General features: G+C 69.3%; 9 protein-coding genes and 1 tRNA gene. 9 read left to right on the forward strand and 1 reads right to left on the reverse strand.

The window, feature by feature from the left end:
- Positions 1-3 precede the first annotated feature (3 nt).
- From trpB to FE256_RS06370, 8 genes are all read left to right on the forward strand, one after another.
- Positions 4-1329: a tryptophan synthase subunit beta gene (gene trpB, locus FE256_RS06335; RefSeq protein WP_252370921.1), complete on the forward strand. Its 1326-nt coding sequence runs from the start codon at positions 4-6 to the stop codon at positions 1327-1329.
- Positions 1326-2117, forward strand: coding sequence for a tryptophan synthase subunit alpha (gene trpA, locus FE256_RS06340; RefSeq protein ID WP_138173891.1), 792 nt, complete (start codon positions 1326-1328; stop codon positions 2115-2117). The genes trpB and trpA overlap by 4 nt, the downstream gene beginning before the upstream one ends.
- Positions 2118-2127: 10 nt before the next feature.
- Positions 2128-3132, forward strand: coding sequence for a prolipoprotein diacylglyceryl transferase (gene lgt / locus FE256_RS06345; RefSeq protein ID WP_138173893.1), 1005 nt, complete (start codon positions 2128-2130; stop codon positions 3130-3132).
- A gap of 52 nt (positions 3133-3184) precedes the next feature.
- Positions 3185-7762, forward strand: coding sequence for a glutamate synthase large subunit (gene gltB / locus FE256_RS06350; protein ID WP_138173895.1), 4578 nt, complete (start codon positions 3185-3187; stop codon positions 7760-7762).
- Complete coding sequence (locus tag FE256_RS06355) at positions 7755-9221, forward strand: glutamate synthase subunit beta (RefSeq protein ID WP_138173897.1); 1467 nt, start codon at positions 7755-7757, stop codon at positions 9219-9221. Before gltB ends, FE256_RS06355 begins: the two co-directional genes overlap by 8 nt.
- Positions 9222-9276: 55 nt before the next feature.
- Positions 9277-10722 (forward strand): pyruvate kinase, encoded by a 1446-nt coding sequence (gene pyk / locus FE256_RS06360; RefSeq protein WP_138173899.1) that lies wholly within the window; start codon positions 9277-9279, stop codon positions 10720-10722.
- 81 nt (positions 10723-10803) lie between these two features.
- Positions 10804-10886 (forward strand) — tRNA-Leu (locus FE256_RS06365).
- A 125-nt stretch (positions 10887-11011) separates the two neighbouring features.
- On the forward strand, positions 11012-11632 hold the full coding sequence (locus tag FE256_RS06370) for an ANTAR domain-containing response regulator (protein ID WP_022877510.1): 621 nt from the start codon (positions 11012-11014) through the stop codon (positions 11630-11632).
- A gap of 58 nt (positions 11633-11690) precedes the next feature.
- On the opposite strand, the gene FE256_RS06375 is transcribed toward FE256_RS06370, so the two are convergent.
- Positions 11691-12122 carry a hotdog fold thioesterase gene (locus FE256_RS06375; protein ID WP_138173901.1) on the reverse strand — a complete coding sequence of 144 codons (432 nt, stop codon included), beginning with the start codon at positions 12120-12122 and terminating at the stop codon, positions 11691-11693.
- 59 nt (positions 12123-12181) lie between these two features.
- On the opposite strand from FE256_RS06375, the gene FE256_RS06380 reads away from it, so the two are divergent.
- Positions 12182-13123, forward strand: a 942-nt coding sequence (locus FE256_RS06380; protein ID WP_289508578.1) for a 5'-3' exonuclease, incomplete at its 3' end; no start/stop codon positions are given.

Below are 13123 nucleotides of genomic sequence, written 5' to 3' on the forward strand. Positions count from 1 at the left end.
ACCGTGAGCCTGCGCGACCAGAAGGGACCGTTCTTCGGTGACTTCGGCGGCCGCTACATGCCCGAATCGCTGATCGCCGCGATCGACGAGCTCACGGCGGTGTGGGAGTCGGCGATGGCCGACCCCGCGTTCCTCGAAGAGCTGCGCGTGCTCCTGCACGACTACGCCGGCCGGCCGTCGGTGCTCACCGAGGTTCCGCGCTTCGCCGAGCACGCGGGCGGGGCCCGCATCTTCCTCAAGCGCGAAGACCTCAACCACACCGGCTCGCACAAGATCAACAACGTGCTCGGGCAGGCGTTGCTGACCAAGCGCCTCGGCAAGACGCGTGTGATCGCCGAGACCGGCGCCGGCCAGCACGGCGTCGCCACCGCCACGGCGGCGGCCCTGTTCGGCCTCGACTGCGTCGTCTACATGGGCGAGGTCGACACCGAGCGCCAGGCCCTCAACGTCGCCCGCATGCGCCTCCTCGGCGCCGAGGTGATCCCGGTCACGACCGGCTCGCGCACCCTGAAGGATGCCATCAACGAGGCGTACCGCGACTGGGTGTCCACGGTCGAGACCACGAACTACATCTTCGGCACCGCCGCCGGACCCCACCCGTTCCCGGCGATGGTCCGCGACTTCCAGAAGGTCATCGGCGAAGAGACGCGCGCGCAGTTCCTCGAGCGTCTCGGGCGCCTCCCCGACGCGGTCTTCGCGTGCGTCGGCGGCGGGTCGAACGCGATCGGCATGTTCGACGCGTTCCTCGACGACGAGGGCGTCGCGCTCTACGGCGTCGAGGCGGCCGGAGACGGCGTCGACACCCCCCACCACGCGGCGTCGATCGAGCGCGGGCGCCCCGGCGTGCTGCACGGCGCGCGCACCTACGTGCTGCAGGACGAGGACGGCCAGACCACCGAGTCGCACTCGATCTCGGCGGGTCTCGACTACCCCGGCGTCGGGCCCGAGCACGCGTGGCTGGCCGACATCGGCCGCGCGCAGTACATCCCCGCGACCGACGACGAAGCGATGCAAGCCCTGCGGCTCCTCTCGCGCACCGAGGGGATCATCCCCGCGATCGAGTCCGCCCACGCCCTCGCCGGAGCCCTGCGCATCGGTCGCGAGCTGGGTCCGGATGCCATCATCGCGGTGAACCTCTCGGGTCGCGGCGACAAGGACATGGACACCGCCGCGCGGTACTTCGACCTCTATGACGCCGAGCACGCTCCCGAGGCATCCGGCGCCGCGTCCCCGACGCACGCGGCCGAGAAGGTCGCCGATGCGCCCGGCTCGCCCGTCGACGTGCAGGCCGCGCCCGAGGCCGCGAGCGGTGCGGGGGTCGAGCTGTGACCTCGCGCGTCTCGGCGGCGATCGACGCCGCCCACGCGGCCGGCCGCGGCGCCCTGGTGGGCTACCTGCCCGCCGGGTTTCCCGACGTGGCGACGAGCATCGAGGCCGCGGTGGCCCTGGCGGAGTCCGGCGTCGACGTGATCGAGCTGGGCCCGCCCTACAGCGACCCCGTGATGGACGGCCTCGTCATCCAAGAAGCCACGCAGACGGCCCTCACCAACGGCTTCCGTATGCGCGACCTCTTCACGATCATCCGCGAGGTCACCGCGCGCACCGACGTGCCGGTGCTCGTCATGACGTACTGGAACCTCGTCGAGCAGTACGGCATCGACCGTTACGCCGACGACCTCGTGGCCTCCGGCGGAGCGGGCCTCATCACGCCCGACATCACGCCCGATGCCGCGGCGGCATGGATCGCCGTGAGCGAGCGATCGGGTCTCGACCGCGTGTTCCTCGCGGCCCCGACCTCCACCGACGCACGCCTCGAGATGATCGTGGGCGCCTCGACCGGTTTCGTCTACACGGTCTCGACGATGGGGATCACGGGGGAGCGGACCCAGCTGGATGCCGCGGCCCGCGGCCTCGTCGCACGTCTGCGCGCGCACGGCGCCGCCCACGCGTGCGTCGGCATCGGGATCTCCAACGCCGAGCAGGTCGCCGGGGTCATCGAGTACGCCGACGGAGCCATCGTGGGCACCGCGTTGGTCAAGGCGCTGCGCGACGGCGGCGTCGAGGCGCTGCGCGCCCTCGCGCGCGAGCTGTCCGCGGGCACCGTGCGGCGCGCCTAGACTCGTCTGCATGACGTTCGCCCTCTCGAGCGCCGCTTCCGGCGTGCTCGCCAGCATCCCGAGCCCCTCGATCTCCTACATCGATCTCGGGCCGCTGCGCATCCACTTCTATGCCCTGTGCATCGTCGCGGGCATCATCGTGGCCGTGTTCCTCACGAACGCGCGCCTGACCCGACGCGGGGCCGAGAAGTGGGTCGTCATCGACATCTGCCTCCTGGCGGTGCCGCTCGCGATCATCGTCGCGCGCATCTACCACGTCGTCACGCACCTCGGCTTCTACTTCGGGCCGGGGTCGAACCCGTGGAACATCACCCAGCCCGGCTCCGTGTGGGCCATCTGGGAGGGCGGCATCGCGATCTACGGCGCGCTGATCGGTGGCGCGGTGGGCGCGTACCTCGGCTGCAAGTGGACCGGCATCCGGTTCTGGACCTTCGCCGACGCGCTGGCTCCGGGCCTCATCATCGCGCAGGCCATGGGCCGTTTCGGCAACTGGTTCAACCAGGAGCTGTTCGGTCAGCCCACCGACCTCCCGTGGGGCCTCGAGATCGCCCCGGGCAACTCCGCGATCCCCGTCGGACTGCCAGCCGGCACCCTCTTCCAGCCGACTTTCCTCTACGAAGTCATCTGGAACCTGCTCGGTGCCGCGGTGATCCTGTGGGTCGGCAAGAAGTTCACACTGCAGTGGGGCAAGCAGTTCGCGATCTACCTCATCTGGTACAGCGCCGGCCGCACCGTGTGGGAATCCATCCGGATCGACCCCAGCGACATCATCCTGGGCCTGCGCACGAACGTCTGGGCCGCCATCTTCGGTGTCGTGCTCGGCCTGGTCATCTTCGTCGTCCAGTCGCGCCGGCACCACGGTCTCGAGCCCTCGCCGTACGTCCCCGGGCGCGAGTCGAAGGCTCCGGGCGCTGTAGACTCAACCGACCCCTCTGACTTCGTCGATGTGAGCGAACCGCCCGCGACGAACGACACCGTCGGCACCAGCGCCACAAGCAGCCCCGCCACGAAGTAACCCCCTGGGCCGACGTCGTCCCATTCGCAGCATCAACATGAGGACGGTTGGTATGGCTTCGAGCTCCCGTTCCGGCGCCGTCGGCGGCGCTTTCCCCGCCCGGCAGGGCATGTACGACCCGGCGTTCGAAAAGGACGCCTGTGGCCTCGCCATGGTGGCGACGCTCCGTGGCGAGCCCGGACACGACATCATCGACCTGGCGCTGACGGCGCTGCGCAACCTCGAGCACCGCGGCGCCATCGGATCCGACGCCGGCACCGGTGACGGCGCGGGCATTCTCACGCAGATGCCCGACGCGTTCCTGCGCGCGGTCGTCGACTTCGACCTGCCGCCGGTGGGGGAGTACGCCGCGGGAATGGTGTTCCTGCCGCTCGGTCACGACGAGCGCGCCGCGCAGAAGGCGGGCATCGAAGAGATCGCCCGTCACGAGAACCTCGAAGTGCTCGGGTGGCGCGAGGTCCCCGTCGAGCCCGAGAACCTCGGCAAGCTCGCTTTCGAGGCGCGCCCCGCGTTCGAGCAGTTCTTCGTCGCGCGTCCCGCGGTGGGCGACCAGCCCGCGCTCTCGGGCATCGCGCTGGACCGCCGCGTGTTCCGGCTGCGCAAGCGCGCTCGTCACGAGCTCGACGCGTACTTCGTGTCGCTGTCCAGTCGCACGCTCGGTTACAAGGGCATGGTCACGACTCTGCAGCTCGAGCCCTTCTACCCCGACCTCCAGGACGAGCGGTTCGTCTCCGAACTCGCCGTGGTGCACTCCCGGTACTCCACGAACACGTTCCCGTCGTGGCCGCTCGCCCAGCCGCTGCGCATGCTCGCGCACAACGGCGAGATCAACACGGTCAAGGGCAACCGCAACTGGATGCGCGCGCGCCAGTCGCAGCTGGAGTCCGAGCTCATCGGCGACGTCCGTCCCCTGCTGCCCATCTGCACCGAGGGCGCGAGCGACTCGGCATCCTTCGACGAGGTGCTGGAGCTGCTGACCCTCACCGGTCGGAGCCTGCCGCACGCCATCATGATGATGGTGCCCGAGGCCTACGAGAAGCAGGCGACGATCGACCCCGACCTGCGGGCCTTCTACGACTACCACTCCATGCAGATGGAGCCCTGGGACGGCCCCGCCGCCCTCATCTTCACCGACGGCACGCTGGTGGGCGCGACCCTCGACCGCAACGGTCTGCGACCGGGCCGGTGGACCGAGACGACCGACGGACTCGTGGTCATCGGGTCCGAGACCGGTGTGCTCGATTTCGCTCCCGACCGCATCAAGCGGCGCGGCCGCCTGCAGCCCGGACGCATGTTCCTCGTCGACACGGCCCAGGGCCGCATCGTCGAGGACGAGGAGATCAAGAAGCAGCTCGCGACGCTCGAGCCGTGGCAGGAGTGGCTCGACGCGGGCCGCGTCCGTCTGTCGGAACTGCCCGAGCGTGAGCACATCGTCCACCCGATCGCCTCGATCACCCGCCGCCAGCGGACCTTCGGCTACACCGAAGAAGAGGTGCGCATCCTGCTGACCCCGATGGGGCAGAACGGTGCCGAGCCCCTCGGCGCGATGGGCAGCGACGCTCCCGTCGCGGTGCTGAGCGAGCGCCCGCGGCTGCTGTTCGACTACTTCACCCAGCAGTTCGCGCAGGTCACCAACCCGCCGCTGGACTCGATCCGCGAAGAGGTCGTGACTTCGCTGTCGCTGGGTCTCGGCCCCGAGCGCAACCTCCTCGACTGGGGTCCCGAGCACACGCGCACCGTGACCCTGGACTTCCCGGTCATCGACAACGACGAGCTCGCCAAGATCCAGCACATCGACACCGCCCTGCCGGGGCGCTCGTCGGTCACGATCCGCGGCCTGTACCGCGTCGAGGCCGGCCACAAGGGCATGCAGAAGCGCATCGCGCAGATGTGCTCCGAGGTCGACCACGCGATCGAGGACGGCGCCGAGTTCATCGTGCTCAGCGACCGCGACTCGAACAAGGACCTCGCGCCCATCCCGTCGCTGCTCATGCTCGCCGCGGTGCACCACCATCTCATCCGCAAAGAGACCCGTATGAAGGTCGGTCTCGTGGTCGAGGCCGGTGACGTGCGCGAGGTGCACCACGTGGCGACCCTCATCGGGTACGGCGCCTCGGCGGTCAACCCGTACCTGGCGATGGAGACCGTCGAGTACCTCGTGCGCGCCGGCTTCATCACCGGTGTCACGCCCGAAAAGGCCGTGAAGAACCTGATCTACGCGCTCGGCAAGGGCGTGCTGAAGATCATGTCGAAGATGGGCATCTCGACCGTGTCCTCGTACGCGGGCGCCCAGGTCTTCGAGGCCGTCGGGCTCTCGCGCGAGTTCGTGGAGGCCTACTTCACCGGCACCGAGAGCAAGCTTGGCGGCGTGGGGCTCGACGTCATCGCGGCCGAGAACGCGGCCCGGCACGAGTACGCGTACCCCGAGGACGCTGCGGCTCGGGCACACGAGCGCCTGTGGACCGGAGGCGAGTACCAGTGGCGTCGCGACGGGGCACCGCACCTGTTCAACCCCGACACGGTGTTCCGTCTGCAGCACGCCACGCGCGAGCGCCGGTACGACATCTTCCGCGAGTACACGCAGCTCATCGACGACCAGGCGCACGAGCTCAAGACGCTCCGCGGCCTGTTCTCGCTGCGCACGGGTCAGCGCCCGGCCGTGCCGATCGACGAGGTCGAGCCGGTCTCGGCGATCGTGAAGCGCTTCTCCACCGGCGCGATGAGCTACGGCTCCATCTCGCAAGAGGCCCACGAGGTCCTCGCGGTGGCGATGAACCGCATCGGCGGCAAGTCGAACACCGGCGAGGGCGGCGAGGACGTCGACCGTCTGCTCGACCCCGAGCGGCGCAGCGCCATCAAGCAGGTGGCATCCGGCCGATTCGGTGTCACGAGCCTGTACCTGACCGAGGCCGACGACATCCAGATCAAGCTCGCCCAGGGCGCCAAGCCCGGCGAGGGCGGTCAGCTGCCGCCGACCAAGGTGTACCCGTGGGTGGCGCGCACGCGCCACGCGACCGCGGGCGTCGGACTCATCTCGCCGCCTCCGCACCACGACATCTACTCGATCGAAGACCTCAAGCAGCTCATCTTCGACCTCAAGCGCGCCAACCCGTCGGCCCGCATCCACACGAAGCTCGTCAGCCAGTCGGGTATCGGTGCGGTCGCCGCGGGCGTGGCGAAGGCCCTGAGCGACGTCATCCTCGTCTCCGGACAAGACGGCGGCACCGGCGCGAGCCCGATGAACTCGCTCAAGCACGCCGGCACGCCGTGGGAGCTGGGTCTGGCCGAGACGCAGCAGACGCTCATGCTCAACGGCATGCGCGACCGCGTCGTGGTGCAGGTCGACGGTCAGATGAAGACCGGCCGCGACGTCATCATCGGCGCCTTGCTCGGTGCCGAGGAATTCGGTTTCGCCACCGCGCCGCTGGTGGTCTCGGGCTGCATCATGATGCGCGTGTGCCACCTCGACACGTGCCCCGTGGGTGTCGCGACCCAGAACCCCGTCCTGCGCGAGCGTTTCACCGGCAAGGCCGAGTACGTCGTGAACTTCATGGAGTTCATCGCTCAAGAGGTGCGCGAGTACCTCGCGGCCCTCGGCTACCGCTCGATCGATGAGATCGTGGGCCGCGCCGAGCTCCTCGACGTCAACGGCGCCGTGGAGCACTGGAAGGCGCGCGGGTTGAACCTCGCCCCGATCCTGGAGGGTCCGCGGTTCGCCGACGACGAGCCGCGCAAGCACGCCCGCAACCAGGACCACGAGCTCGAGGAGCACTTCGACGTGCAGCTCATCGAGCGCGCGCAGGACGTCGTCGCCCACGGCGGCCAGATCACGATCGAGCTCCCCGTGCGCAACACCGCGCGCGCCGTCGGAACGATGCTCGGCCACCACGTGACCAAGGCGCACGGCGAGCACGGTCTCCCCGACGGGGCGATCGACGTCCGACTGACCGGTTCGGCCGGGCAGTCGTTCGGCGCCTTCATGCCGTCGGGCATCACGCTGCGCCTCGAGGGCGACTCGAACGACTACGTGGGCAAGGGCCTCTCGGGCGGCAAGATCGTCGTCCGTCCGCCGCGCGGGTCCACGTTCGACGCGTCCGAGAACGTCATCGCCGGGAACGTCATCGGCTACGGCGCCACGCAGGGCCAGATGTTCCTGAACGGCGTCGTGGGCGAGCGGTTCCTCGTCCGCAACTCCGGCGCCACCGCCGTCGTCGAGGGCGTGGGCGACCACGCGCTCGAGTACATGACCGGTGGTCTCGCCGTGATCCTCGGCGCGACCGGCCGCAACCTCGGCGCGGGCATGTCCGGGGGGCAGGCCTACGTCTACAAGCTCGAGACCGACCTGGTCAACCGTGAGGCCGTGGCCTCCGGTGAGCTCGAACTCGGCCCCCTCGGATCGGGGGATGCCGAGATGCTGCGCGACCTGCTCGAGAAGCACGTCGCCGAGACCGATTCCACACTCGCCCGTCGTCTGCTCGCAGACTTCGAGGTCGAGGTGGAGAACTTCGTCCGGGTCCTGCCGCGCGACTACGCCGCGGTTCTGCAGACCCGCCAGGAAGCCGTCGCCGAGGGGCTCGACCCCGACAGCGCGGCCGTCTGGACGCGCATTCTGGAGGTGACGGGTGGCTGACCCGAAGGGCTTTCTGAAGACCACGCAGCGGGAGCTCCCGCCGCGTCGTCCCGTCCCCGTGCGGATCATGGACTGGAAAGAGGTGTACGAGCCGGGCGACCAGGCCGTCATCCGCCGCCAGGCCGGTCGCTGCATGGATTGCGGCATCCCGTTCTGCCATCAGGGCTGCCCGCTCGGGAACCTCATCCCGGAGTGGAACGACCTGACGTGGCGCGGCGAGGGCCGCTCCGCGATCGAACGCTTGCACGCGACGAACAACTTCCCGGAGTTCACCGGGCGGCTGTGCCCCGCTCCGTGCGAGAGCTCGTGCGTGCTCGGCATCAACCAGCCCGCCGTGACGATCAAGCAGGTCGAGGTCTCGATCATCGACGAGGCGTTCTCGAACGGCTGGGTCGAGCCCGAGCCGCCCGAGCGCCTCACCGGCAAGACGGTGGCCGTCGTCGGCTCCGGCCCCGCCGGCCTCGCCGCCGCCCAGCAGCTCACGCGCGCCGGCCACACCGTCGCCGTGTACGAGCGCGACGACCGGATCGGCGGGCTGCTGCGCTACGGCATCCCGGACTTCAAGATGGAGAAGCGCCACCTCGAACTCCGTCTGCGTCAGATGCAGGCCGAGGGCACGCGCTTCCGCGCGGGCGTCGAGATCGGCACCGACATCTCGTGGAGCGACCTGCGCGCCCGCTACGACGCCGTCGTGGTGGCCACCGGGTCGACCGTCCCGCGCGACCTGGCGATCCCCGGCCGTGACCTCGACGGCGTCCACTACGCCATGGAGTACCTCGTCGAGGGCAACAAGGCCGTCGCGGGCGACCAGGTGCCGCAGCAGATCTCCGCCGAGGGCAAGCACGTCGTCGTCATCGGCGGTGGCGACACCGGCGCGGACTGCATCGGCACGGCCCACCGCCAGGGCGCGCTGAGCGTCACGAACCTCGCGATCGGCAAGCAGCCGCCGTCCGAGCGTCCCGCCGAGCAGCCGTGGCCGATGATGCCGAACCTGTTCGAGATGGCCTCCGCGCACGAAGAGGGCGGGGAGCGGACCTTCCTGGCCTCGACCGTGGAGTTCCTCGGCAACGAGGCGGGCGAGGTGCGTGCTCTGCGCGTGGCCGAGACCGAGTACCTCGACGGTCGCCGCGTCCCCAAGAGCGGCACCGAGCGCGAGATCCCCGCTGACCTCGTGCTCATCGCGATGGGCTTCACGGGCCCCGAGCGCGAGCACCTCGAGCAGCAGCTCGGCGCGCAGTTCACCGCGCGCGGCAACGTCGAGCGCGACGCCACCTACGCCACGACCGCCCCGGGCGTGTTCGTGGCCGGTGACGCCGGGCGCGGCCAGTCGCTCATCGTGTGGGCGATCGCCGAGGGCCGCGCCGCGGCCGCCGAGGTCGACACCTTCCTGATGGGCGAGACGGTGCTGCCTGCACCCGTGCGTCCGACCGATGTCGCCATCGGCCTCTTGCCCGCCTAAGCTGGCAAGGGCCGATCGGCCACTTCCCGAATATCCTCACGGAGCTTGAAAACGGATGAGACGCGCCAAGATCGTCGCAACCCTCGGGCCCGCCACGTCGTCGTATGAGATGGTTCGCGCCATCATCGACGCCGGGGTGGACGTCGCCCGACTGAACCTGAGCCACGGAGACTATTCCGTGCACGATGCCAACTTCGCCAACGTCCGCAAGGCGGCGGAGGACGCGGGCCGCCCGGTCGCCGCCCTCGTCGACCTGCAGGGCCCGAAGATCCGTCTCGGCAAGTTCGAGAACGGCCCCCACGACCTGCTGCCCGGCGACATCTTCAAGATCACCGTCGAGGACATCCTCGGCACGAAAGAGATCGTCGGCACGACGTTCAAGGGCCTGCCCCACGACGTCAAGCCGGGCGACTTCCTGCTCATCGACGACGGCAAGGTCCGCGTCGAGGTCGTCGAGACCGACGGCACCGTCGTGACCACCAAGGTCATCGTCGGCGGCCCGGTGTCCAACAACAAGGGCATCAACCTGCCCGGTGTCGCCGTCAACGTCCCCGCCCTGAGCGACAAGGACGAGGCCGACCTGCGCTGGGGCCTGCGGGCCGGTGCCGACCTCATCGCGCTGTCGTTCGTGCGGGATGCCAAGGACATCGAGCGCGTGCACGAGATCATGGGCGAAGAGGGTCGGTACATCCCGGTCATCGCCAAGATCGAAAAGCCGCAGGCGGTCGACAACCTCGAGGAGATCATCGACGCCTTCGACGGCATCATGGTCGCCCGTGGCGACCTCGGCGTCGAGCTTCCCCTCGAGGCGGTCCCGATCGTGCAGAAGCGCGCGGTCGAGCTGTCGCGTCGCATGGCCAAGCCGGTCATCGTCGCCACCCAGATGCTCGAGTCGATGATCACCAACCCGGTGCCCACGCGCGCCGAGACCAGTGACGTCGCCAATGCGGTGCTCGACGGCGCCGACGCCGTCATGCTCTCGGGCGAGACGAGCGTGGGCTCCTACCCCGTCGTCGTGGTCGAGACCATGGCACGCATCGTGGCCTCCACCGAGGAGCACGGCCTCGAGCGCATCCAGCCGCTGACGAACAAGCCGCGCACCCAGGGCGGCGCCATCACGCTCGCCGCCGTCGAGGTGGCCGACTTCGTCGACGCGAAGTACCTGTGCGTCTTCACCGAGTCGGGCGACTCCGCGCGCCGCCTGTCGCGTCTGCGGTCGACGATCCCGATGATCGCGTTCACACCGGAGCCCGGCATCCGCCGCCGTCTGGCGCTGACGTGGGGCGTGCGCTCCACGCTCGTCGAGCACGTGTCGCACACCGACAAGATGTTCCTCCAGGTGGACGACTACCTCCTGTCGCACGACCTCGCGAAGGTCGGCGACAAGGTCGTGGTCATCTCCGGCTCCCCTCCCGGGATCGCCGGTTCGACGAACGACCTGCGCGTGCACCGTGTGGGCGACGCCGTGCACGGCGCCGCTCCCGGGTACCAGGACAACTGACCCGATGATGCGCGCCGGCGACCGCCGGCGCGCATCGTCGCGTGCGGGATCTGCCAGTAGTCTGGGAGATCACGCACGTATGCCGGTGTGGCGGAATGGCAGACGCGGGGCACTCAAAATGCTCTGTCCGAAAGGACGTGTGGGTTCGAGTCCCACCACCGGCACGATGACGGGTCGGCTCTCGCAGGGGAGCCGACCCGATATCCTTTTCCCCCGCGGCGCCGCACGGCGTCGCACATCGAGGTCGCCGTACAGGGTGATCCTCCAGCCACAGTCTTAGGATGGAACCGTGACAGATCACGAAGCCGCGCCGGTGAGCGCGCCCACCGCCCCCCGTCGCGTCGTCGTGGCGGAAGACGAGTCGCTCATCCGCCTCGACATCGTCGAGATCCTGCGCGACAACGGCTTCGACGTCGTCGGTGAAGCCGGAGACGGCGAGACCGCCGTGCAGCTGGCCACCGAGCTGCGCCCCGACCTGGTCATCATGGATGTCAAGATGCCGCAGCTCGACGGCATCAGCGCCGCCGAGAAGCTGAGCAAGAACCACATCGCGCCGGTCGTGCTGCTGACGGCGTTCAGCCAGAAGGAGCTCGTCGAGCGTGCGAGCGAGGCCGGTGCCCTGGCGTACGTGGTCAAGCCGTTCACGCCGAACGACCTGCTGCCCGCGATCGAGATCGCCCTGGCCCGCTACGAGCAGATCATCACGCTCGAGGCCGAGGTGGCCGACATGGTCGAGCGCTTCGAGACGCGCAAGCTCGTCGACCGCGCCAAGGGCCTGCTGAACGAGAAGATGGGCCTGTCCGAGCCCGAGGCGTTCCGCTGGATCCAGAAGGCGTCGATGGACCGTCGCCTCACGATGCAGGACGTCGCGAAGGCCATCATCGAGCAGCTCGCCCCCAAGAAGGGCTGACGCGACCCTCGTCAGAAATGGATGCCACCGCGGTGGCATCCATTTCTCGTTTCCGGCCTCAGGAGACCGGGACGTCCTTGATGAGGTTCGTGATGCGGATCGTCGAGCAGCGTCGACCCTGCTCGTCGGACACGGCGATCTCGTGCACCGTGAGCGAGCGGCCGAGGTGGATCGGGGTGCACACGCCGGTCACGACGCCGGAGGTCGCCGAGCGCGTGTGAGTGGCATTGATGTCGATGCCCACCGCCAGTCGTCCGGCGCCCGCGTAGAGGTTGGCGGCCATCGAGCCGAGCGACTCGCCGAGGACGACGTACGCGCCGCCGTGCAGCAGACCGACCGGCTGCGTGTTGCCCTCGACGGGCATCGTGGCGACGCTCCGCTCGACCGAGAACTCCACCCATTCGATGCCCATCTTCTCGGCGAGGGCGCCCATTCCGCGCTCCTTCGCCCAGTCGAGACCGGGGGTGGTGTCGGGGGTCGTGGAGGTCATCGTCGCCTTCGAGGAGCCGGGGCCGGGGGAGTGTCCGTGGTTCTCGTTACGCTGGACGAGTGACGGATGCCGAAAAGCCTACTCTCCTCGTCGTCGACGGCCACTCGCTGGCCTACCGGGCGTTCTACGCCCTGCCCGTCGACAACTTCTCCACGAAGGACGGCCAACACACCAACGGCATCTACGGCTTCCTGTCGATGTTCGTCAACCTCGTCAAGGCCGAGAAACCCACCCATCTGGCCGTGGCCTTCGACACGTCGCGGCAGTCGTTCCGCACGCGCGAGTACACCGAGTACAAGGCCAACCGCAGCGAGTCCCCGGCCGAGTTCAAGGGACAGATCCCCCTCCTCCAGGACTGCCTGCGCGCCATGAACGTGCCGGTGCTGACGAAAGAGGACTTCGAGGCCGACGACATCCTCGCGACGCTCGCCACCGAGGGCGCCGACGAGGGATTCTCGGTGCTCGTGTGCTCGGGCGACCGCGACACGATCCAGCTCGTCACCGATGACGTCACGCTGCTCTACCCCAACGTGCAGGGCGTCTCGCAGCTCAAGCGCTACGACACCGACGCCGTGGTCGAGAAGTACGGCCTGCCGCCGGCGCAGTACCCCGAGATCGCCGCCCTGGTCGGCGAGACGAGCGACAACCTGCCCGGCGTCCCCAAGGTCGGCGAGAAGACCGCCGTGAAGTGGCTGACCCAGTGGGGGTCGCTCGAGGCGCTGCTCGAGAACGCCGACAAGGTCACGGGTGTCGTGGGCAACAACCTGCGCGAGCACCTCGACGACGTCAAGCGCAACCGCGCGCTGAACCGCCTGCTCCGCGATGTCGAGCTGCCCGTGCGCCCCGCCGATCTGGTGCTGCAGCCCATCGACACCCAGGCCGTGCGCGACATCTTCGCGCGCCTCGAATTCCGCACCCTGCTGCCGCGCGTCTTCGATGCGTTCGGCGCCGACCCCTCGGGTGCCGCCGAAGAGGCACGCCCCACCGCCGCTGCCCCGACC

Source organism: Microbacterium sp. 5K110 (genome assembly GCF_005774735.1).
GTDB lineage: Bacteria > Actinomycetota > Actinomycetes > Actinomycetales > Microbacteriaceae > Microbacterium.

What these genes read in the sequence shown, in the direction of transcription:
- lgt (WP_138173893.1), top strand. Translation starts at nt 2,128, where the DNA reads ATGACGTTCGCCCTCTCGAGCGCCGCTTCCGGCGTGCTCGCCAGCATC.
- gltB (WP_138173895.1), top strand. Translation starts at nt 3,185, where the DNA reads ATGGCTTCGAGCTCCCGTTCCGGCGCCGTCGGCGGCGCTTTCCCCGCC.
- pyk (WP_138173899.1), top strand. Translation starts at nt 9,277, where the DNA reads ATGAGACGCGCCAAGATCGTCGCAACCCTCGGGCCCGCCACGTCGTCG.
- FE256_RS06375 (WP_138173901.1), bottom strand. Translation starts at nt 12,122, where the DNA reads ATGACCTCCACGACCCCCGACACCACCCCCGGTCTCGACTGGGCGAAG.